Below are 22,053 nucleotides of genomic sequence, written 5' to 3'. Positions count from 1 at the left end.
GGCCTGTGACGGTCGGAGAAGTTGGCTATACAACTTTGCCCCGAGGAGTGACCGTGTCCGCCCTGTCCAGCTTTCCCGTCGGCGACCTGCCGACGATGTGGCTCCGCGACAACTGCCCCTGCGCCGAGTGCCGCGACCCGCGGTCCGGGCAGAAGCTGTTCCAGATCGGTTCCCTGCCCGCCGGGCTGCGGGTGGGCCGGGCGGCCGACGCCGCCGGGGACGGCCGGCCCGCCGTCGAGGTGGTCTGGGAGCCCGACGGGCACCGCTCGTCGTACCCGCTGACCTGGCTGGAGGCCGCCCGTCCCGGCCGGACCGGGCACGGTGACCTGCGCACCGAGGCCGGGAAGGAACTGTGGACCGCGCGCAAGGTCGCCGGGCGGCTGCCCGAGGCGGACTGGGAGGAGTACCTGGGCGAGCCGGGTGTGCGGGCCCGGATGCTGGAGTCCGTGCTGCGGCTCGGCTTCATGGTGCTGCGCGGTGTGCCCGGGCGTGAGGGCCAGGTGCTGGAGGTGGCCGAGACCTTCGGGTTCGTCCGCGAGACCAACTACGGGAAGCTCTTCGACGTGCGCGTCGAGCCGGACCCGAACAACCTCGCCTTCACCTCGGCCGCCATCACGCCGCACACCGACAACCCGTACCGGGATCCCGTTCCGACGCTCCAGTTGCTGCACTGCCTGGTCAACGACGCGGACGGCGGCGACTCCGGTCTCGTCGACGGCTTCGCGGCCGCCGCGCTGCTGCGCCGCGAGGACCCGGAGGCGTACGACGTGCTCACCCGCACGCCCGTGCCGTTCGTCTTCCGTGACGCGGGGACCGAACTGCGGGCTGACCGCCCGCTGATCGGCACCGACCCGCTGGGCCGCGTGCGGGAGGTGCGGTTCAACAACCGCTCGATCGGCACGCTGCGGATGGCCGCGGACGAGCTGGAGGCGTTCTACGCGGCCTACCGCACCTTCGCCGAGCTGCTGCTCCGCCCCGAACTGCAGCTGGACCTGCGGCTCGCGCCCGGCGACTGCCTGGTCTTCGACAACACCCGGCTGCTGCACGCCCGCACCGCCTTCGCCCAGGACGGGGCGCGCCACCTGCAGGGCTGCTACGCCGACCTGGACGGGCTGGCGAGCTCCCTGGCCGTGCTGCGCCGCGCGGACACCCTGGAGCCGCTGGCCGAACTGTTCGCGGGCGCGGTGTCCGCGGAGTACCTGGGCGAACCCGTCACCATGGCCCAGCACATGCTGCAGGCGGGAGCCCTGGCCGAGGCCGCCGGTGCCCCGCCGCACCTGGTGGCCGCCGCGCTGCTGCACGACATCGGGCACGTGGAGGGCGAGGTCGTCACCGGCCGGGACCTGATGACCGGCCACGACAACCGGCACAGCCACACCGGCGCCGACCTGCTGGGCCGCTGGTTCGGGCCCGAGGTCACCGAGCCGGTGCGGTTGCACGTGGCCGCCAAGCGCTACCTGTGCGCGGTCGAACCGGGGTACCACGACCGGCTGTCGGAGGCGTCGAAGTACACCCTGGAGGTCCAGGGCGGTGTGATGACCCCCCGCCAGGCGGCCGAGTTCGCCGGGCTGCCGGGCGCGGCCGACGCGGTCGCCGTCCGCCGCTGGGACGAGGAGGCGAAGGACCCCGACGCCCTCACCCCGCCGTTCGCGCACTTCCTCCCGCTGCTGGCCGCGCTGATGCGCGGGTAGACGGCAATCCCCGGGGTGGCGGTCTGGGGCCGGTCGGCGCTGCGCGGGGGTGGTGGATGGCCGGGGTTCGGGCGCCGGAGCGGGCCGCCTCTCCGGTGGCATGGGTCTCGTTGCCGTCCGCGTCTGCGGGTGATTCCCCGGGATCGGGCTCTCCTTCGCCGTCCGTTACGGCGGGAGCGAGCCCGATCCCGCCCAGCCCGGTCGGCAGCAGCCGCACCCAGGCACCACCCGCGCTGCCGAGGCGCTGTCGAAGGGATGCCGTCGGCCGGCACGGCGTCAGGTCGCGCCCGGACCCCGGTGCCGGATCGAGCGCTCCCGCTCGGTCGCCAGCCGGCGGATGCGCTTCGTACGGCCTGCGGCCGCGAGCCGGTTCAGCACCGCGGGCTCGTCCGAGGACGCGCCGAGGCACAGTTGGAGCCAGTCCGACCAGGACTCCGGAACGGACGCGTCGCCGAGCAGGGCGGTCACCGACGCGCTCTGCAGGACGCCGAGTTCGCGGGCGCGCCGGGCCGCGTACGCACGGCCGCGCTCGGTGCCGAGCCGGTCGGTCCAGGCCGGGCGGTCGGAGGGCGGGAGGCGACCGAGGGCGTGCAGGACGATGCCGAGGGCCACGCACGGGTCGGGTTCGACGGCCACGGCGTCGTACAGGTCGGGCAGGCAGGCCGGGTCGTCCAGGGCCCGCCGGTACAGGGCCCAGCGCTCGTGCTCGTCGGAGAGGTCGTCACAGAGATCGGCGCAGGGGTCGCCGGGGGTGGCGCCGAGGCGGTGGGCGAGGGCGGCGGTGACCTGGTCCAGGCCCCGGGACACTCAGTCCTTCCCGGGACGGGGGCTGTGGCGGCGGCCGAGGGTGGAGGCCGCCACGGAGTTGTGCACCGTGAAGGCGATGGTGCCGGGCAGGTAGCGGTCCTCGGACCACTCCACGGGCGCGCCCTCCGGATCGGTGGTGCGGCGCCGCTCGCGCAGCAGGACCTGCCCGGGCGGGCAGTCCAGGAGGCGGGTGTCGTCGGCGTCGGCCCAGGCCAGGTCGATGGTGTGGTCGGCGTCGGTGAACAGGACGCCGTGCGCGACGAGGGCCTCGGTGTGCGAGACGGTGTCGGGCGGCAGTTCGGCCACCAGGGCGCCGATCCGGGCCGGGTAGAGGGAGCGTTCGACCATCACCGGCTCCCCGGACAGGGTCCGCACCCGCAGCACCAGGTAGACCTCGGCGCCGTCCTCCAGGCCGAGCTGATCGGCCTCGGAGGGCTCGGCGGGCCGCCGCACCACGCTGTCCACGCGGCCGCCCGGGGTCTCCCCGATGGAGCGGGCCCAGTTGGTGAAGCTCAGCAGCTCCGAGAAGCTCTGTGCCCGCGGGCCCCCGAGCACCGTGCGCCGGGTGCCGCGGCGCGAGGTGACCAGGCCGTCCGAGCGCAGCACGGCCAGCGCGTGCCGGACCGTGCCTCGGGAGACGCCGTAGCGCTCGGCGAGGGTGCCCTCGGGGGGCAGTTTGGTGCCGGCGGCGTACTCGCCCGCGATGATCGCCTCGCGGAGTCCGGCCGCGACCTTGCGGTAGCGCAGCTCGTCGTCCGGGGTGCCCTGCTCCTGCCGCACCGTGGTCTCCTGCGCTGCTCGTGCCGTGCGGGCCGCCCCTGCGGGCGGTTCCCCCGACCCTACCCGCAGGGGACGGGGGACGGGCGCCGGCCGGTCCCCCGACCCCCGTCCCCTCCGGCGTGCCTCACACGGAGTGGACGGTTCCCGCGTACCGCTGGACGAAGCGGGTGCCGGTGCCCGCGGTGACGGTCACGTCGTAGCGGCCGCCGTCGGTGCGCCAGGTCACCCGGGTGCGGTCGCCCGCCTTGACCCACACGGTCTGCTCCTTGCCGGCGAAGTCGTTCGGCGTGAGCGTGAAGGCCACCTCGGTGCCGCCGTCGTTGCGCAGGTAGAACTCGGCGGCCGCGTTCTCCGGGCGCCCGTCGTGCCGCAGGGTCGCCGTGACCCCCGGCACGGCGACGTCGTCCTGGCCGTCGGGGACGACCGTCCCGGAGAAGCGGCGGACGAAGCCGTCGGCGCCGTGCACGGAGAAGTCGTAGCGGCCGTCGGTGGCCGCCGCGTCCCACACGTACGTGCGCGACGAGCGCGGCGGGACCGTGAACGGCGCGCCGGTGAAGGGCAGCGCCGTGTTGGGCAGCACGGTGAAGTGGTAGCCGACGGTGCCGTCGTTGGTCAGCCTGCAGGTGACCTTGCCCTTGTCGCGGTCGACGGTCACGTCGGCCCACGGCCGGTACGGCAGCGGGCGGTGCGGCCGCCGTCCCTCCTCCTGCTGCGGCATGGCCGAACGGTCGGGCACCTTCACCGCGGGCAGCGCGTTGTTGGCGTCCGCCTTGGCCATCAGCGCGACGGTGTCCGGCAGCGCGGGGATGCTGTAGTCGGGCTTGGTGAAGTCGAAGCAGCTGGTGAGGTCGCCGCAGACGGTGCGCCGCCAGTCCGAGATGTTGGGCTCCTTCACCCCGGTGACGCGTTCGAGGAAGCGCAGCACCGAGGTGTGGTCGAACACCTGGGAGTTGGCCCAGCCGCCGCGCGACCACGGCGACACGACCCACAGCGGCACCCGGCTGCCCAGGCCGATGGCCTTGCCGTTCGCGAACTCGTCCTTGGTGCCCGGCTCGGGGAACGGCGGGATGACGTGGTCGAAGTAGCCGTCGTTCTCGTCGTACATGAGCAGGAAGACGGTGTGCTTCCACACGTCGGGGTTGGAGAACAGCGACTGCAGCGCGGTGTTGACCCAGTGGGCGCCGTAGTCGGGGCTGGCCGCGGGGTGCTCGCAGAACAGGTACGGCGCCACCAGCCAGGAGACGGTGGGCAGCGTGCCGTCCTTGCAGTGCTTGTCGAACGCCGTCAGGTCGAACTTCGTCATGGCGTTGACGTAGCGCGGGTCGTCCTTGGGGAACTCGTGGAACTGCTTGAAGTACGACAGGGCGTTGTCGTCGTAGTCGCCGTTGCGGTCGTCCGAGCCGTCCGGGTTGTGGTAGATGCGCCAGGTGATGCCCGCGTCCTCCAGCCGCTCGGCGTACGTCGTCCAGTCCGCCACCGGGTTGTCGGTGACCGGGGTGTTGTCGGTCCACGGGCCGGTGGTGCCGTCGACGCCGGGGCCGGCGGTGCCGGTCCACAGGTAGAGGCGGTTGGGGTCGGTGGGGCCGTTCAGCGAGCAGAAGTAGCCGTCGCAGAGGGTGAAGGCGTCGGCGAGCGCGTACTGATAGGGGATGTCCTCGCGGGTGAAGTAGCCCATGGTGCGCTCGCCCTTGGCGGACACCCACTTGTCCATGGCGCCGTTGTTGACGGCCGAGTGGCCGCTGTCCCAGTCGTGCGGCAGGCCGCCGGCGTTCTGGGCGTTGTACTTGGTGGTGTCCATGCGGAACGGCAGGAGGTGGCCCTCCTCGCGTCCGCGGGCGGGCTGGCGGAACACCGGGTCGCCGTTGGACAGGACGGCCGCCTGGCGGTCGCCGAAGCCCCGTACGCCGCTGAGGGTGCCGAAGTAGTGGTCGAAGCTGCGGTTCTCCTGCATCAGGATCACCACGTGCTTGACGTCGTCGATGCTGCCGTGCCGCGGGCCGTGCCCGGCGGCCTCGGCCGTGCCGGAGAGCCCGACGGCCGCGGCGGCTCCCGCGGCGGTGCCGATGAATGCGCGGCGGCTGAACTCGGTCATGGGGAAGGTTCCTTAGGTCGTTCGGGGTCAGCCGCGGGCGGACAGGGAGAAGGTGACGACGGCGGCGGCGTGGTCGGAGGGCCAGCCGTTGCCTGCGGTGTCCGGGACGGGCCGGGGCCAGCCGGTGACCAGGGTGTGCGCCTCGACGACCTTGAGCGGGCCCGCGTACTGGACCTGGTCGATGCGGTCCTGGGGCTCCGCGCCGCCGTCCTCGTGCCGCGGCCTGACGGGTGACCAGGTGGTGCCGGGGTCCTTCACGGGGCTGGAGTGATCGGCGCGGAAGGCGTCGGTGAGGCCGGCGTCCTCCAGGGCCTCGGTGACGGGCCAGCGGAGCCGGCCGGCTCCCCCGTGCGCGGACGAGGTCCGGCTCGTCCAGTCGCGGTGCGACGGCGAGGCGAGGCCGGCGGCGAGCACGACGGGACCACGGGAGGCGATGTCGCGGCGCATCGCGGCCACCAGCGCCTGCGTCTGCCGGTAGCGTGCGGTGCCCTTCTCCGCCGCCTCGACCTGCGCGGCCGTGCGGCCCGCGAGCACCGCGTAGGGCCCGTAGCCCGCCTCGTCCAGCTGTGCCGTCCACAGCCGTACGGTGCGGTCGCCGGGCAGGCGCAGCGTCGCGGCGGCGGCCGGCAGCGAGGCGGTGGGGGCGACGGTGTCGGTGAGCGGATGGCGGCTCACGATGCCGAGGCCGCCTGCCTGGTGCACGTGCCAGCCGAGCGCGGCGGCGAGCCGCTGGGCGCCGTCGTCGCCGCACTCCTGGAGCGCGACGGCGTCGAGGCCCTGGGTCAGCACCAGCCGCAGCTGCTTCTCCAGCGCGCCGTCGACGTGGCTGCCGGCGTCCCACAGGTTGAGCGTGGCGACCTTCAGCGTCAGCCGGTCCCTGCTCGCGCGCACCGGCACCTGGACGGTGACGGTGTCGCCGCCGACGGCGCTGTCGGTGACGGCGACGACCAGCCGGCCGGGGGTGCGCGGCGCGAGGGCCGGGGCCTTGCCGCTGACGGTGCCGTCCGCGGCGACGCTCAGCCACGGGTCGCCGCCGGCGCGCTTGAAGGTCGCGCTGCCCTCGGCGTTGCCCTCGGGCCGGATCCACAGGCCGCCGAGCGCGACGGAGAAGGAAGTGCCCGCCGTCTGCTCGGCGGTGGTGACGGCGTCCACGACCGCGTGCGGGCGCGGGATGACCGGACGCGGCACGAAGCTGAAGGGCGCGGTGCGGGCCAGGATGCCGTAGCCGTCCTTGGCCAGCAGGTAGGCCGTGTACGGCCCGCCGCTCAGCCCGGAGGTGTCGATGGTGATGTCGCCGGACGCGGCGGGGGTGTACTCCCAGGCGAGGGAGGCGCCGTTGCCGGGGACCCGGTCGCCGTCGTAGACGCCGATCCAGTTCTTCGGGTGGGGCGCGTCGGTCGTCCAGTGGAAGGAGACCTTGTCGCCCTCGAACGGCTTGGGGGTCCGCAGCTCGACGAGGTCGCCGGTGGGCGGGCCGGCGAAGCTGAACGGCTCGGTCTTGGCGAGGATGCCGTAGCCGTCCTTGGCCAGCAGGTAGACGGTGTACGGGCCGCCGCTCAGCCCGGACGTGTCGAGGGTCGTCCTCCCCGAGGTTCCGGTGACGTACGTCCACACCAGCGAGCCGCTGCCGCTGCCCGGCTGGCGGTCCCCGTCGTAGACGCCGATCCAGTTCTTGGGGTCGGGCGCGTCCGTCGACCAGGTGAAGGTGAGTTTGTCGCCGCGTTGCGGAGGCGTCGTGGAGTCGAGCGCGACGCTGCTCCCGGATGCGGCGACCTGTGAGAGGGATGGCACGGTGTTGGGTCCTCTCCGCCCCGGCGCCGCCGCGGCGGCGTTCGGGTGGGCAAAGTTGTCTAGATAACTTCGCTCCCAGCAAGCCGTCCCACGGCGACGAACCCGTGAACGACGGGTTGCCGCCGTCCGGGAATCAGGCGGAAATCTGAGGTCGGCGCGCGCGGCGGGACAGGCCTCCGTCCGCCCCCGCGACCGCCGTGAGCAGCGACGTCATGGGGATCGGCATGCTCCGCGACGGGTTCCGCACCCGAATCGGCGGCCTCCCCCCGAGCCGCCGCTCAGGGGGAGGCGGCGTCATGCACCGTTCAACGGTGCACGTTCCGCTGCGCGCAGGCGACCCCTTCAGCAGGTGAGGTTGCCGCCCGGGGTGACGCCCAGGATCTGGGTGAAGCGCTGGTAGTTGTTGACGCGGCTCTGCACCTGCGCCGGGTTGCGGCCGTCGCATTCCAGGGACCCGTTGATGGAGCGGATCGTCTGGCCGAAGCCGGCCTGGTTCACCATGGCGTTGTGCGGGGTCATGGTGCCGGGGCCGCTCTGGGTGTTCCAGTACCAGAGGCCGGTCTTCCAGGCCACGGCGGCGTCCTGCTCGACGAGCCAGGGGTTGTGGAGCAGGTCGATGCCGAGGGCGTCGCCGGCCGCCTTGTAGTTGAAGTTCCAGCTGAGCTGGATCGGGCCGCGGCCGTAGTAGGCGGACTGGCCGGCGGGGCAGCCGTAGGGCTGGCTCGTGTCGCAGTAGTGGGGGTAGTTCGCGGTGTTCTGCTCGACGATGTAGACCAGTCCGCCGGTCTCGTGGGCGATGTTGGCGAGGAAGGCGGCGGCCTCCTGCTTCTTCACGGTGTCGCTGCCGGTCTTGGCGAAGCCGGGGTACGCGGAGAGGGCGGCGACCAGGCCGCTGTAGCTGTAGAAGGAGTTCCGGCCCGGGAACATCTGGTTGAACTGGGCCTCGCTGACCACGAACCCGGAGGGGTTGCCGGGGTTGCCCGGGTCGGTCGTGCCGCCGCCGCAGGTGCCCTGGTCGGCCCAGACGCCCCATTCGCCGGTGGTGCCGGGGGTCTCGCCCTGCGTCCACCACTTGGCCTGCCAGTTGTGGCCGCTGTAGGAGGCGGTCATGCCGCCGGTGTAGACGGCGCCGGCGCTCCACGGCGTGGCGCAGGTCGCGGCGGAAGCCGTGCCTGCGGGGAGCGCCACCGCCAGTCCGGCGGCGGCCGTGAGGGTGGTCAGGGCGGCGAGGGTACGTCGCATCACCGTAACTGCTCCTTGTGTGGGGGGAGTTGCGTATCGCACTGAGCAATGAACCGGATTGGCCTATACCTGTCAAGGTCTAGACCAACATCCCCCGCACGCCCCGGCCACGGCCACGGGTTGAGGCTCCGCCCCGTCGGCGTAGCGTGGAAGCAGGCCGGTGCCGGTGGCGGGCGGGCCCGCGGGGGAAGGTGCGCGCCGGGCCGCACCGCCGGCCCCAGGCGGGCCCCGCCCCCGGGCGGGCTTGCGTCGTCAGCGCACGAGGAGCGTCGGCCATGGGCAAGCCCTCAATCGACCATCTGCGGGAGCGCGTGCGCGGGGCGGTGATCACCGCGGACGAGGACGCCTACGACAGGTTCCGGCATGTCCACAACGCGATGATCGACCGGCGGCCGGCCGTCATCGTGCGCTGCGCCAACGCCGGCGACGTCATCGCCGCGGTGGACTTCGCCCGGGAGAACGGGCTCGACCTGGCCGTGCGCGGCGGCGGCCACTCCGTACCGGGCTTCGGCACCTGCGACGACGGAGTCGTGGCGGACCTCTCCGCGATGCGCTCCGTACGCGTCGACCCCGGATCACGCGCCGCCCGGGCGGAGGGCGGCGCCACCTGGGGCGACGTCAACGCCGCGACGTACGCCTTCGGGCTGGCCACCACCGGCGGCATCATCTCCACCACCGGCGTCGGCGGCCTCACCCTCGGCGGCGGCATCGGCTATCTGAGCCGGGGCCTCGGACTCAGCTGCGACAACCTGATCTCGGCGGACGTCGTCACCGCGGACGGGCGCTTCCTCGTCGCCAGCGAGAAGGAGTACGACGACCTGTTCTGGGCGCTGCGCGGCGGTGGCGGCAACTTCGGCGTGGTCACCTCGTTCCAGTTCCGGCTCAGCCCGGTCAAGGACATCTACGGCGGCCCCGTCTTCTACGACCTCCAGGACGCCGGCAGCGTGCTGCACGCCTACCGCGAGGTCATCGCCGACGCACCCGAACAGCTGGGCAGCTTCCCGGCGTTCCAGATCGCCCCGCCCCTGCCCTTCATCCCGCCGGAGCGGCACGGCAGGGTCCACGTCGCCACCGTGAACTGCTGGGCCGGACCGCTCGACGAGGGCGAGCGGGCGCTGCGGCCGTTCCACGACATGGCGCCGGTCGTCGCCGAGCACATCGGCCCGATGCCGTACCCGGCGCTCAACACCGCCTTCGACGGCCTCGTCCCGCCCGGTCTCCAGCACTACTGGAAGGCCAACTTCGTCACGGAGCTGACCGACGAGGCCATCGCCGCGCACCTCGAGCACGCGCCCGGCCTGCCCGCCGTGAACTCGACCGTGCACATCTACCCGATCGACGGCGCCTGCCACCGCGTCCCCGCGGACGCGACCGCTTTCGCCTACCGCGACGCGTCCTTCGCCACCGTGATCGCCGGCATGTGGCCGGATCCCGCGGCCAACGAGGCCAACGTGGCCTGGGTGCGCGACTACTACCGCGCCCTGGCGCCGCTCTCGGAGGAGGGCGGGTACGTCAACTTCATGGCCGGGGACGACCAGGGGCGGATCCGGGCCAACTACAAGGGCAACTACGACCGGCTCGCCGAGGTCAAGCGGACGTACGACCCCGGGAACCTGTTCCACCTCAACCAGAACATCACGCCGTAACGGCGGCCGGGGCCGTTGCCACGCCGGCCCCGGCCCCGGCACGGTGGCGGCTCAGGAGAAGCCCACGACGCCGTGCGGCCGGTAGGGGCTCTCCAGTTCCTTCAGCTCCTCCTCGGTGAGACGCACGTCCAGCGCGGCGACGGCGTCCCGCAGGTGCGCCTCCTTGCCGACGCCCACGATCGGCGCAGTGACCCCGGGCTTGCCCAGCAGCCACGCCAGGGCGATCTGGGCCCGCGACAGTCCGCGCCGTGCCGCGATGGCCGCGACGGCCTCGACGATCACGCGGTCCTCCTCGAGGTAGAGGGTGCCGCCGAACTCATCGGTCTCCTGCCGGGCGCTGACGGCGTCCCAGTCACGGGTCAGCCGCCCCCGGGCGAGCGGGCTCCAGGGGGTGACGCCGACGCCCTGGTCCGCGCAGAGCGGCAGCATCTCGCGCTCCTCCTCGCGGTGGAGGAGGTTGTAGTGGTTCTGCATGCTGACGAACTTCGTCCAGCCGTGGCGCTCCGCCGTGTACTGGGCCTTGGAGAACTGCCAGGCGTACATGGAGGACGCGCCGATGTACCGCGCCTTGCCCGACTTCACCACGTCGTGCAGGGCCTCCATCGTCTCCTCGACGGGGGTGTGCGGGTCCCAGCGGTGGATGATGTAGAGGTCCACGTAGTCCGTCCCGAGACGGCGCAGGCTCGCGTCGATCTCGGTGAGCACGGCCTTGCGCGACAGGCCCGCCCCGTTCGGGCCGGGGCGCATGCGGCCGTTCACCTTGGTGGCCAGCACGATCTCCTCGCGGGACGCGTACTCGGCGAGGGCCCTGCCGACGATCTCCTCACTGGTGCCGTCGGAGTAGACGTTGGCGGTGTCGAAGAACGTGATGCCGGCCTCGACGGCGCCGCGTATCAGGGGTCGGGCGGCGTCCTCGTCCAGCGTCCACGGGTGGCTGCCGCGCTCGGGTGTGCCGTAGCTCATGCAGCCCAGGCAGATCCGGGATACGTCCAGACCGGTGCTGCCGAGTTTCGTGTACTCCACGTCCATGCCTCCGCGGGGTGGTGTGGTGGCTTCGGTTGCCGAAGGCCGCTCCCGAGTATGCAAGCCGGTGGATCTTCGCGTCGACGGGCCCCGGCACCACGCGCGGTGGGAAGCGGTGGGAACCGTCCACAATGTCCGACAGGGCAAGGAAAGCCACCTGTGCACCACTGCGGGACTTCCGTCCCATGAGCGACGTGGGCGATGTCACATGCCCCGATTTGCGCGGTTCATCATGGCTATGACCTGCGGCTTTCCGGAATCGCTCACTCCGCTTCCGGCGACTGTGCAGGTCAGGCCCTTGCGCCCGCGGGAATGCTCCCGCAGAGTCCTGACGTATCCGGCCCCGGCCGCGCAGCGCGGCAGCCGGCATTCCGGGCGGGGGCTAGCTGAAAGGGTCCTCGTCTCACATGCGCAACCAGGCCAAGCACCGCCGCGGGCGTTCCCTGCGGCTCAAGCTGTCCGCCGCGGCTGTCGCCTCCGCCGCGGCTTTCGGCGGCACCGCGTGGGCACTCCAGCAGTCCGGCTCGGGGGACGGCGCCGGGGCGGACCGCTCGTCCGGCTCGTCCAAGGTCCACGTGACCTCGATCCTGCCGAGCGCGTCCGAGCAGCCGGAGCACGGCCTGGTCGACGCCGACAGCGGCCGGCGTGACGCGGCACCGGAGGCGAAGGGGACGAAGGGCGCCGGCACGACGCCCTCGAAGGGGTCGGCCCCGGCCAAGGCGGAGGTGAAGGCCAAGGCCAAGAAGCCCAAGCCGAAGCCGGTGAAGACCACGCCGAAGCCCGCCCACACCAAGCCGGCCCAGCCGAAGCCCCCCGCGAGCACGCCGACCCCGAAGCCCAGCCACACCGCCACCCCGCCGGCGACGCCCACCCCTCCGCCCACACCGCCCCCGACCACGCCGCCCCCGACGCAGACGCCGGACCCCACGCCGCCGGCGTCCACCCCGTCCCCGACCGCGGCACCCACGACGGACACCCCGTACGCCCCCGCGTCCCCGGCCGCCGAAACGGCCGAGCCCCCGGCGGCGGCCGCCCCCCGGACCGCCCCGCAGCGCGCGGACGCCGAACTGCCGCCCCCCTTCGCCACCGTTCCGCACCCGCACGCCCACGGCCGCGGTCACGCCCGCGGCCCCTGGCTCCCGTTCCCGGCGACCGCCCCCGGTCACGCCGCCGGCGCCCCGGGCGGCACCGGCCCGCTCGGCTGAGCCTCCCCCGGGGCCCGCCCGGGGACCCGTACCGTGGGCGTCCTACGGAAGCGAGGGCACCGGGGCATGGGTGACAAGAAGCGCCAGGACCGCCTGCCGCGCGGCATGTACGAGCGGGAACTGCTGCGGCTGCAGGTCGAGTTGGTCAAGCTGCAGGAGTGGGTGCGGGCCGGCGGGCACCGGCTCGTCATCGTCTTCGAGGGACGCGACGCGGCCGGCAAGGGCAGCACGATCAAGCGGGTGACGGAACATCTCAACCCCCGCATCGCGCGCATCGCGGCGCTCCCCGCGCCGACCGAACGCGAGCGCACCCAGTGGTACTTCCAGCGCTACGTCGACCATCTGCCGGCCGGCGGGGAGATCGTGCTGTTCGACCGGAGCTGGTACAACCGCGCCGGTGTGGAGCACGTGATGGGCTTCTGCACCCCCGAGGAGCACGTGCGCTTCCTGCACCAGTGCCCGATCTTCGAACGGCTGCTGATCGAGGACGGCATCATCCTGCGCAAGTACTGGTTCTCGGTCAGCGACGCCGTGCAGGAGCAACGTTTCCGGACCCGCCTGGAGGACCCGACCCGGCGCTGGAAGCTGTCGGGGATGGACCTGGAGTCCATCACCCGCTGGGAGGCGTACTCCCGCGCCAAGGACGAGATGTTCGTGCACACCGACATCCCCGAGGCCCCCTGGTACGTCGTGGGCAGCGACGACAAGCGCGCGGCCCGCATCAACATGATCGCCCACCTGCTCGCCGGCATCCCGTACGAGGAGGTCCCCCTCCCCGCCATCGAACTCCCGCCCCGCCCCGAGTCGACCGGCTACCAGCGCCCGCCCCGCGACCTGCAGACCTACGTCCCGGACCACGCGGCGACCTTGGGGTAGTCACGCCACTCGGGCCCTCGTGCCCACGGCCCGGGAAGTCCGTCGGGAAACCGTCCCCGGCCTGCCCGGGAAAGGGGCCGGGGCGGGCGCCGGAGGGGTTGCGGGCGGACCCGCGGAGGGGGTGCGGACAGGGCGGGCCGGGGGTGGTGCCGGGGTGGGGGAGGCGGGCGTACGGGCGGTCGGGGCACCCGGGCTGAGCTGGGCTTCCGGGGCTGCGGGCCCTAGGCCGTGTCGTCAAAGTCCCGCCTGCCCAGCGGCGCCTGGCACGGCACCTCGCTGCGTTGTCGAATCGTCCGAGTAGCCCACTACGAGGACGACTCTCCGCCTTACGATGCACCGCACCAGACGCCGCTGGGCCCGCCCTCCGGGCGGCCGGCGCTCCTTTGACGACACGGCCTAGCGTCTCCCCATCGGGAAAGGGGATCTGATGGACCGTGGTATCCGTGACGTCGAGGACGTGCTGAGGCTCCTGGACGACCTGTTCGCGGCGGGGGCCGACCGCTGGACGGAAGGGGCGGCCGACTGGTGGGACGCGTTCTACGCGGACCGGTCCCGGCCGGTGCCGTTCTTCGTGGACAAGCCGGACGAGAACCTCGTGGAGTGGCTCGACCGGGGCGTGATCGCGCCGGGCGGCCGGGTCCTCGACCTCGGGTGCGGTCCGGGGCGCAACGCGCGGTACCTGGCCGCACGGGGGTTCACGGTGGACGCTGTCGACCTCTCCCCCGCCGCGATCGCCTGGGCGCAGGAGCGGGCCCGCGAGGCCGGCGCGGCCGTGCGCTTCCACCGCGGTGACGCCTTCGCCCTGGCCGGGACGGTTCTGCGCGGCCCGTACGACCTGGTCCACGACTCGGGTTGCTTCCACCATCTGCCGCCGCACCGGCGCATCAGCTACCTCGCGCTGCTGGACGGGGTCCTGGCGCCCGGCGGGCATCTGGCGCTGACGTGCTTCGCCGCCGGCGCCATGGGGTCCGAGCTCGACGACGCGGACTTCTACCGCGAGTCCCGGCTGCACGGCGGCCTGGCCTACACCCCGGAGGCGCTGCGCCGGATCTTCTCCGCACTGGCGGAGGTCGATCTGCGCCGCATGCGCGGCGAGCCGGCGGAGTCCGCGTGCTTCGGTGAGGACTTCCTCTGGGCGGCGCTCTTCCGCCGCCCCGCAGAGGTCGTGCCCGGCGGCTGACCCTCCCGGGTGATGGCGTACGCGGGCGGGAGCGGGCACTCTGTGCGCATACCGGAGGGGAGGACCCACATGGACGCTGCCCGGCCCGCCGCCTCACGCCCAGCGCGGGCGCTCGCCGCCGCGCTCGTGTCCCTCGCCCTGCTGTCCGCCTGCGGCGGCTCCGGCCGGGATGCCTCCGGGGCTCCCTCCCGGACCGCCGCATCCGGCGGACCCGGCACCGCGCCGGCCACGCCGGGCGGCAGGTCGCCGGACCCGACCGGGTCGGCGTCGTCGTCCGGGTCGGCTTCAGCATCCACCACGGCGGCGCCCCGCCGGGTCCACGCGGCCGTCTACTTCCTGCACGAGGGCAAGCTGTCGGCTGCGCCGCGCACGGTCACCGGCCCGGCGACCGCCGCCGCGGCCCTGCGGGCCCTGCTCGCCGGCCCGAACGGCTTCGAGCGCGGTCACGGCCGGACGACGGCGATCCCGTCGGGGACGGCGCTGCGGTCGCTGGCCGTACGCGACCGCGTCGCCACCGTCGACCTCTCGGGCCGCTACGACGACGCCCCCGGCGCACCCGTGCAAGCCCGGCTCGCCCAGGTGGTGTTCACCGCGACGGCGTTCCCCGGCGTGGAGAAGGTGCGCTTGCGCGTGGACGGCGGGCCACCGGCCGGACTCGGCACGGTCGCCACCGGCCCGCCCGTCGGCCGCGCCGACTTCGAGGAGTTCTCGCCCGCCGTCCTCGTGGAGTCACCGCTCCTCGGCGACACCGTCACCGCCCCGTTGCGCGTCCACGGCACGGCCGACACCTTCGAGGCGGAGTTCCGGCTGCGGATCTCCGACGGCGCCGGCCGCACGGTCGCCGACGTACGGGTGGCGGCCACCTCGGGCAGCGGCACCCGGGGCACCTTCGACGTGACCGTGCCCTACCGCGCGGCCGGTGGGCCGGGCACCCTCACGGCGTACGTGCTGTCCGCCGAGGACGGCCGCCGGGTCGTCCTCGACACCGTGCCGCTCACCCTCGCGGGGTGAGCGGGTCCCGGCCGGACCGTGCGCACGCCGCCGCACCGGCCGAGACTGGAACCAGGGGACGCGTCCCGGGTTCAGGAGGCCGCCATGAACGCCGTCCGGCAGCCGATGACGGTGGGCGACGTGATGACGTGCAGGGTCGTCGCGGTCACCCGCCGCGCGTCGTTCAAGGAGATCGTGCGGGCCCTGGAGCAGTGGCACGTCAGCGCGGTACCGGTGGTGGAGGACGGGACGCGCGTGGTGGGCGTCGTCTCCGAGGCCGACCTGCTGCGCAAGGAGGAGCACCGCGTGGACGAGCCGCCCCCGGTGGGCGGGGCCGGCGGGTCCCGCGGGTCCGGCAAGGCGGCCGCGCTCACCGCCGAGCAGTTGATGACCGCGCCCGCGGTCACCGTGCGCGGCGACGCCTCGCTCGCCCAGGCGGCCCGCGCCATGGCACGGCACCAGGTCAAGCGGCTGCCGGTCGTCGACGCCCGGGGCATGCTCAAGGGCGTGGTCAGCCGGGGCGACCTGCTGAAGGTCTTCCTGCGGTCCGACGAGGACATCGCCCGCGACGTCCGGGAGAACGTGGTCGCACGGCTGTTCCCCGGCGCGTGGCGGTCCGTCGAGGTCGACGTCGAGGAAGGGGTCGTCACCCTGAGCGGGCTGCTCGGGGACCGCTCCCTGGTACCGGTGGCGGACCGCCTGGTGCGGTCCGTCGAGGGCGTCGTCGACGTGCGCTTCGATCTGACGCCGAACCGGGTGTGACGGGCGGTCCCGGCGCCGGATGCGAGGGCCGCCCGCCGCGCCCACGCTGGTAGGGGGACACACCTCAGCCCGAAGGAGCGGAACGCCATGAAGGCATGGGTCTTCCAGGGTCCGGGACGGGCCGCCTGGCAGGAGGTGGCCGACCCGGTCCTCCAGGACGCGAGGGACGCCATCGTCCGCGTCGACACCGCCGCGATCTGCGGCACCGACCTGCACATCCTCAAGGGCGACGTGCCGGACGTCGCTCCCGGTACGGTGCTCGGCCACGAGGCCGTGGGCGAGGTCGTCGAGACCGGCGCGGAGGTGGACGCCCTCCAGCCCGGCGACCGGGTACTGGTCAGTTGCGTCTCCGGGTGCGGACGCTGCCGGTTCTGCCGCGAGCAGGCCTACGGGCAGTGCCTGGACGGCGGCGGCTGGGTGCTCGGGCACCTGATCGACGGCACGCAGGCGGAGTACGTGCGCGTGCCGTACGCCGACACCTCCCTCCACCCGCTGCCGCACAACGTGGGCGGGCACGACGCCGTCCTGCTCTCCGACATCTTCCCCACCGCCTACGAGGTGGGCGTCCTCAACGGCGGGGTCCGGCCCGGGGACACGGTCGTCGTGGTCGGCTGCGGTCCGATCGGCCTGGCCGCCGTCGCGACGGCCCAGCTGTGCTCCCCGCACACGGTGATCGCCGTCGACCTGGCCGCGGCCCGCCTGCAGGCGGCGAAGAACCTGGGCGCGGACGCCGTGGTGACGGCGGGCGAGCAGCCCGAGCAGCTGGTCGACGACCTCACCGGAGGGCTCGGCGCGGACGTGGTGATCGAGGCCGTGGGGCTGCCGGAGACCTTCGAGATGTGCACGCGGATGGTCCGGCCCGGCGGCCGGGTGGCGAATGCGGGGGTGCACGGCCGACCGGTCACGCTCCACCTGGAGCAGCTGTGGAACCGCAACGTCACCATCACCACGGGCCTGGTCGACACGTACTCCACGCCCACCCTGCTGCGCCTGCTGGAGGCGCGGAAGCTGCCCACCGGTGCGTTCGTCACGCACACCTTCGAACTGCACGAGACGGCGGAGGCCTACGACGTCTTCGCGTCGGCGGCCGACACCGGAGCGCTCAAGGTCGTCCTGGGCGGACCGCACCATGACGTCCTCGTGCCCATGTTCTGACCGGGCCGGCGGGCGTAAAGGGCGCGTCAGGGACGTAACCCCCACTCTTGACGGAATCTTAACGGCGCGAAGCGGCCGTACGGGGAATCGGGCGCCGACCGATGCGTACGCTGACCAGGCCATCTCGTGGTGGCGGGAACCAGTGGCAGCACGTCAGGAGCATCGATGACCTCCCCCGTCCCTACGAGTCGGCTTCGCGCGTGGATGCTCGAGGGCCTGTCGGACATGGCCCGGCACCAGCAGGGCGGGCAGGCGGCCCCGGAACGGCATGACCACGGCCAGCGCTGGTGGCGGGTGATGTGCCTGACGGGTGTCGACTACTTCTCCACCCTCGGCTACCAGCCCGGCATCGCGGCGCTGGCGGCGGGCCTGCTGTCGCCGGTGGCCACCATCGTGCTGGTGATCGTCACGCTGGCCGGCGCCCTGCCCGTGTACCGCCGGGTGGCCGAGGAGAGCCCCCGCGGCGAGGGCTCGATCGCCATGCTGGAGCGGCTGCTGTCGTTCTGGAAGGGCAAGCTCTTCGTCCTGACGCTGCTGGGCTTCGCGGCGACGGACTTCCTGATCACCATCACCCTGTCCGCGGCCGACGCCTCCACCCACCTGGTGGAGAACCCGCACCTGACGGAGGCGCTGCACGGGAAGCAGATGCTCATCACGCTGCTGCTGGTCGCGCTGCTCGGCGCGGTCTTCATGAAGGGCTTCCTGGAGGCGATCGGCGTCGCGGTCGCCCTCGTGGGCCTCTACCTGGCGCTCAACGTGGTCGTCGTGGTCGTCGGCCTGTGGCACGTGGCCACCGCCGGGCACGTGGTCACCGACTGGTCGAACGCCCTGACCACGCAGCACGGCAACGTCCTGGTGATGGTCGGGGTGGCGCTGCTGGTCTTCCCCAAGCTGGCGCTGGGCCTGTCCGGCTTCGAGACCGGTGTGGCGGTGATGCCGCACGTCAAGGGCGACGCCTCCGACACCGAGGAGCGTCCCGCCGGGCGGATCCGGGACACGAAGAAGCTGCTGACCACGGCCGCCGTGATCATGAGCTGCTTCCTGATCACCACCAGCTTCATCACCACGCTGCTGATCCCCACCGACGAGTTCGAGGCCGGCGGCCAGGCCAACGGCCGCGCGCTGGCCTACCTCGCGCACGAGTACCTGGGCAACGCCTTCGGCACCGTCTACGACGTGTCGACCATCTGCATCCTGTGGTTCGCCGGAGCCTCGGCGATGGCCGGCCTCCTCAACCTCATGCCGCGCTACCTGCCGCGCTACGGCATGGCGCCGCACTGGGCGCGCGCGGTGCGGCCGATGGTCCTGGTCTTCACCCTGGTCGCGTTCCTGGTCACCTGGATCTTCGACGCCAACGTCGACGCCCAGGGCGGCGCGTACGCGACCGGTGTCCTGGTGCTCATCTCCTCCGCGGCGATCGCGGTGACCATCGCCGCCCGCAAGGCGGGGCAGCGCAACTGGACGATCGCCTTCGGGGTGATCTCGGCCGTCTTCCTCTACACCACGGTCGTCAACGTCTTCGAGCGCCCGGACGGCGTCAAGATCGGTGCCTGCTTCATCGTCGGCATCATGCTGATCTCCCTGCTGTCGCGGCTCGCCCGCGCCTTCGAGCTGCGCATCACCGGCATCAGCACCGACGACATGGCCGAGCGCTTCGTACGGGACATCTCCCACCGCACGATCCGCTTCATCGCCAACGAGCCCGACCGGCGGGACGCCGCCGAGTACCGGGACAAGATCAAGCAGATCCGGTCCGACAACGACCTGCCGGCCGAGGAGGACTTCGTCTTCGTCGAGGTGACCGTCGCCGACCCGTCCGAGTTCGAGGCGGGCCTGGTGGTCCGCGGCGAGGTCCTCCACGACCGCTACCGCGTCCTGACCCTGGAGAGCTCCTCCATCCCCAACGCACTGGCGGCCTTCCTGCTGCACGTCCGCGACACCACCGGGCAGCGTCCGCACATCTACTTCGAGTGGACCGAGGGCACCCCCTTCGCCAACTTCCTGCGCTTCTTCCTCTTCGGCCAGGGCGAGGTCGCCCCGGTCACCCGCGAGGTGCTGCGCGAGGCCGAGCCCGACCGCAGCCGCAGGCCCCGCGTCCACGTCGGCTGAGCCCGTCCGTCAGGGGCGCGCAAAGACCGGACCGGCGCTCGTCAAGGGGCCGTCAGGGCCGCGCCCGGCGGGCCGCCGCCTTGCCTACGGTCGGCCCCATGGAACGGCGAACGGCTTCCCGGCCCGGGCAGCAGGGCACCGTCGGTGACCGCCATTGGCGCGCCGACCTGCGGCGCGCGCTGGGGTGCGCGGTCGCCTTCCTGTGCCTGGCGGTGCCGCTCGACGCGGTAGCGGGAACGCTCACCCCGCGGCGCGCGGCACTGTGGCTGGCACTGGCCGTGATCGTGCTCGCGCTGCTCCACCCGGCCCGGGTGACCGCGGGCGACGGCTGGCTGGCGGTGCGCGGCACGCTGCGGGAGCGGCGGGTGCGGACCGACGCGCTGACCGTGGTCCGCCAGTCCGCCGGTGTGTCACGGCATCTGGTCCTGTGGGACGCCCACGGACGGTGGCTGGAGCTGGATCCCCGCGTCCTGGAGGCCAATCCGCTGCTGTGGCACCGGCTGGAGGCGGGCGCACGGCGCTCCCGTACCGCCGGCACGCTCCGCGAGGGGGCCGAGGTGCTCGGGCGGCTCGGCGAGCGGATCGACGGCAGCACGGCACGAGCGGTGCTCGATGCGTCCGGGATGGGCTGACTGGTCGCTTCGGTGCAGCCGGTCGCGTGGTCGTTCGTCGTACGTCGAGAAATGAGGCAGTCCGTGATCGAGTCGCCGTACGGGGGCACAGCGGGCGGGGGCCGGCGGGTGGTCGTCGGCCTGAGCGGTTCCCCCGGCAGTCTGGCCGCGCTGCACCGGGCGGTCGCGGAGGCCCGGTCCCGGTCCGCAGGACTGCTGGCGGTCCTGGCGTGGGAGCCGCCCCCCGAGGAGTTCACGTACCGCCGGGTGCCGCTTCCGCCGCGGCCCTTCGACTGGGAGCAGGAAGCGCGGCAGCGCCTGAACGTCGCGCTGGAGGAGGCCTTCGGCGCCGGCGACCTGCCCGGGATGCCGGACTTCCGCGCCGTGACCGCGCGCGGGCCCGCCAGGTACGTGCTGGTGAAGGCGGCCGCGCGCAGCGAGGACCTGCTGGTCGTCGGCACGGGGTCGCGCGGCCTGCTGCCGCGTGCGCTGCGCGGTTCGGTCGCCCGCTACTGCGTCGCGCACGCGGCCTGCCCGGTGCTGGCCGTACCGCCGTCCCGGCTGCACGCCGGGGTCTGAGCTCAGCCCCGCAGGTGCCCGAGGACGGTGCGCATCGCACGCTCGACGGCGCCGCGCGCCTCCGCCCCGTGGTCGGTCGTCTCGAAGCCGTGGCCGCCGTCGGGGACGTCGACGACCTCCACGTCCGCCCCGGCGTCCTTGGCCGCGGAGAGGAACTCCTCGACGGTCACCGCGATCTCCGGCCGCTCCCGTCCCACCCGGGTCAGGACGACCGGCGGCGAGCCCGCGCCGTGCAGCGCCGCCGCGGGCCGGAAACGGGAGGCGGCCAGGCCCCAGTTGGGCAGCGGCGCGAGGACGGGGTAGGTGGCCGCGACGCAGCGCAGCCACGGCGGGGGCGCCGCCAGCCAGTCCGCGGACAGCAGCCCGCCGGCGGAGAAGAACCACAGCGCGACCCGGCCGGCGTCGACCCGCGGATCGGCGCGGACGAGTTCCACCGCCTCGGCGAGGTCGGCGGCGGCGCGCGGGAAGTCGCCGAGTTCGTGCAGCCGGTGGTCGACGGTCACGCCGACCGCTCCGAAAGCCGCCGCGAGGCGGCCGTACCCGACGAAGGCAGGCCAGTCGCGCGGGGTGGGCCGCGCGCCGGCCGGCACCGGGCCGCCGTGCACGAAGACCACGGCCGGGCGGGGTCCGCCACCGCCGTCCGGGAAGTACAGGTCGGTCCGTCCGTGGCGCTCACGGGCCCGTTCGGGCACGTCGAGGAGGAACGGCCGCAGGTGCGCCGGTGGTTCATCCGCCGCGGCGATCCGGTGGCCCTCCCCGGCGGCTGCCTTCAGCAGGACGCCGGCGAGTTCGCCGGGTGCGGAGAGCATCGGCCAGTGGCCGGTGGCGAGTTCGAAGAAGCCGACGCGGGGGTCCGTGAGCGCCTGGAATTCGGGGTGCCCCAGGCCCACCAGCCCCTCCACCATGGCGATGCTCGAACCGTTGCCGGTGCACAGGACACCGGTCGTCGGCAGGGCGGCGGCCGCCCCCGACAGGCGCAGCGGCCGGGTGAGCGTCCCGGCGGGCTGGGGTGCGGCTTCGGCGGCGAGCCGGGCCAGCGCCGCGGCGGGCACGCCGGCCGTGCTGCCCCAGCGCTCCCACGCCCCGGGCGCGGGCGGGGCGACGCGCCACTCGCCGTCGCCCGGGGCGGCCGGGGCCGGGAGGCGGGCGCGCAGTTCCTGGTCGGGCACGAGCGCCAGCGGCGGGTCGCCGTCCCGGGGCATGCCCGCGTCCAGGTGGACGACGCGGCCGATGCGGCCGGACCGCCGGTCTGCGGCGGCGACCACCGGGTGGATGCCGTAGCCGTGGCCGACGAGCACCACGTCCGTCGCGTCCAGGGAGTCGACGACCCGCAGGACGTCCTCGACGTGGGTCTCCAGTACGGTGCCCGGCCCGGCCGGGCGGCCGGAGCCGGCCATGCCGGTGAGGGTCACCGGGTGGGCTCCCGCGCCCGCCCCGCGCAGCCGGCCGGCGACGTCCTCCCACACCCAGCCGCCCGTGTGGGCCTCGGGAACGAGTACGAACACGGTCATGTG

General features: G+C 73.6%; 18 protein-coding genes. 11 read left to right on the top strand and 7 right to left on the bottom strand.

The annotated features are described in order from the left end of the window. The first annotated feature begins 53 nt into the window (after positions 1 to 53). Entirely contained in the window at positions 54 to 1,691 is a 1,638-nt protein-coding gene (gene tmpA / locus AC1VWI_RS38735) for a 2-trimethylaminoethylphosphonate dioxygenase (RefSeq protein WP_499515710.1), read from the top strand. 276 nt (positions 1,692 to 1,967) lie between these two features. Here tmpA and AC1VWI_RS38730 read toward each other — a convergent pair whose 3' ends face one another. The 5 genes from AC1VWI_RS38730 to AC1VWI_RS38710 all read right to left on the bottom strand — a co-directional run bounded on the left by AC1VWI_RS38730 (position 1,968) and on the right by AC1VWI_RS38710 (position 8,403). Then, positions 1,968 to 2,498 carry a hypothetical protein gene (locus tag AC1VWI_RS38730; protein ID WP_499515709.1) on the bottom strand — a complete coding sequence of 177 codons (531 nt, stop codon included), beginning with the start codon at positions 2,496 to 2,498 and terminating at the stop codon, positions 1,968 to 1,970. Beyond that, complete coding sequence (locus AC1VWI_RS38725) at positions 2,499 to 3,278, bottom strand: GntR family transcriptional regulator (protein ID WP_499515708.1); 780 nt, start codon at positions 3,276 to 3,278, stop codon at positions 2,499 to 2,501. Between the two features lie 124 nt (positions 3,279 to 3,402). Continuing rightward, positions 3,403 to 5,370: a phosphocholine-specific phospholipase C gene (locus AC1VWI_RS38720; RefSeq protein WP_499515707.1), complete on the bottom strand. Its 1,968-nt coding sequence runs from the start codon at positions 5,368 to 5,370 to the stop codon at positions 3,403 to 3,405. A 27-nt stretch (positions 5,371 to 5,397) separates the two neighbouring features. Continuing rightward, positions 5,398 to 7,161 (bottom strand): endonuclease/exonuclease/phosphatase family protein, encoded by a 1,764-nt coding sequence (locus AC1VWI_RS38715; RefSeq protein WP_499515706.1) that lies wholly within the window; start codon positions 7,159 to 7,161, stop codon positions 5,398 to 5,400. A gap of 342 nt (positions 7,162 to 7,503) precedes the next feature. Further along, a complete protein-coding gene (locus tag AC1VWI_RS38710; RefSeq protein WP_499517017.1) occupies positions 7,504 to 8,403 on the bottom strand; it encodes a glycoside hydrolase family 19 protein in 900 nt (299 codons plus the stop codon). 275 nt (positions 8,404 to 8,678) lie between these two features. On the opposite strand from AC1VWI_RS38710, the gene AC1VWI_RS38705 reads away from it, so the two are divergent. Then, a complete protein-coding gene (locus AC1VWI_RS38705) occupies positions 8,679 to 10,049 on the top strand; it encodes an FAD-binding oxidoreductase (RefSeq protein ID WP_499515705.1) in 1,371 nt (456 codons plus the stop codon). A gap of 51 nt (positions 10,050 to 10,100) precedes the next feature. On the opposite strand, the gene AC1VWI_RS38700 is transcribed toward AC1VWI_RS38705, so the two are convergent. Continuing rightward, entirely contained in the window at positions 10,101 to 11,072 is a 972-nt protein-coding gene (locus tag AC1VWI_RS38700) for an aldo/keto reductase (protein WP_499515704.1), read from the bottom strand. Between the two features lie 407 nt (positions 11,073 to 11,479). Here AC1VWI_RS38700 and AC1VWI_RS38695 point away from each other — a divergent pair, with 407 nt between their 5' ends. From AC1VWI_RS38695 to AC1VWI_RS38655, 9 genes are all read left to right on the top strand, one after another. Continuing rightward, on the top strand, positions 11,480 to 12,277 hold the full coding sequence (locus AC1VWI_RS38695; RefSeq protein ID WP_499515703.1) for a hypothetical protein: 798 nt from the start codon (positions 11,480 to 11,482) through the stop codon (positions 12,275 to 12,277). A gap of 66 nt (positions 12,278 to 12,343) precedes the next feature. Continuing rightward, positions 12,344 to 13,153: a polyphosphate kinase 2 gene (ppk2, locus tag AC1VWI_RS38690; RefSeq protein WP_499515702.1), complete on the top strand. Its 810-nt coding sequence runs from the start codon at positions 12,344 to 12,346 to the stop codon at positions 13,151 to 13,153. Between the two features lie 427 nt (positions 13,154 to 13,580). After that, positions 13,581 to 14,333: a class I SAM-dependent methyltransferase gene (locus tag AC1VWI_RS38685; RefSeq protein WP_499515701.1), complete on the top strand. Its 753-nt coding sequence runs from the start codon at positions 13,581 to 13,583 to the stop codon at positions 14,331 to 14,333. 69 nt (positions 14,334 to 14,402) lie between these two features. Beyond that, complete coding sequence (locus tag AC1VWI_RS38680) at positions 14,403 to 15,344, top strand: GerMN domain-containing protein (protein WP_499515700.1); 942 nt, start codon at positions 14,403 to 14,405, stop codon at positions 15,342 to 15,344. Between the two features lie 84 nt (positions 15,345 to 15,428). After that, positions 15,429 to 16,085, top strand: coding sequence for a CBS domain-containing protein (locus AC1VWI_RS38675; RefSeq protein ID WP_499515699.1), 657 nt, complete (start codon positions 15,429 to 15,431; stop codon positions 16,083 to 16,085). Positions 16,086 to 16,172: 87 nt separating this feature from the next. Next, complete coding sequence (locus AC1VWI_RS38670) at positions 16,173 to 17,240, top strand: zinc-dependent alcohol dehydrogenase family protein (protein ID WP_499515698.1); 1,068 nt, start codon at positions 16,173 to 16,175, stop codon at positions 17,238 to 17,240. Between the two features lie 165 nt (positions 17,241 to 17,405). Continuing rightward, positions 17,406 to 19,349 carry an APC family permease gene (locus tag AC1VWI_RS38665; protein WP_499515697.1) on the top strand — a complete coding sequence of 648 codons (1,944 nt, stop codon included), beginning with the start codon at positions 17,406 to 17,408 and terminating at the stop codon, positions 19,347 to 19,349. Between the two features lie 98 nt (positions 19,350 to 19,447). Then, the gene (locus tag AC1VWI_RS38660; RefSeq protein ID WP_499515696.1) at positions 19,448 to 19,981 is read left to right on the top strand and encodes a hypothetical protein; all 534 of its coding nucleotides are present in this window, start codon (positions 19,448 to 19,450) and stop codon (positions 19,979 to 19,981) included. Between the two features lie 63 nt (positions 19,982 to 20,044). Further along, the gene (locus tag AC1VWI_RS38655) at positions 20,045 to 20,539 is read left to right on the top strand and encodes a universal stress protein (RefSeq protein WP_499515695.1); all 495 of its coding nucleotides are present in this window, start codon (positions 20,045 to 20,047) and stop codon (positions 20,537 to 20,539) included. A 2-nt stretch (positions 20,540 to 20,541) separates the two neighbouring features. On the opposite strand, the gene AC1VWI_RS38650 is transcribed toward AC1VWI_RS38655, so the two are convergent. Further along, positions 20,542 to 22,050 (bottom strand): dienelactone hydrolase family protein, encoded by a 1,509-nt coding sequence (locus AC1VWI_RS38650; RefSeq protein ID WP_499515694.1) that lies wholly within the window; start codon positions 22,048 to 22,050, stop codon positions 20,542 to 20,544. Positions 22,051 to 22,053 lie beyond the last annotated feature (3 nt).

It is taken from the genome of Streptomyces sp. TOM-9 (genome assembly GCF_056858595.1).
The sequence above is the reverse complement of the archived record's forward strand: the minus strand, read 5'-3'. Positions and strand labels throughout refer to the sequence as shown.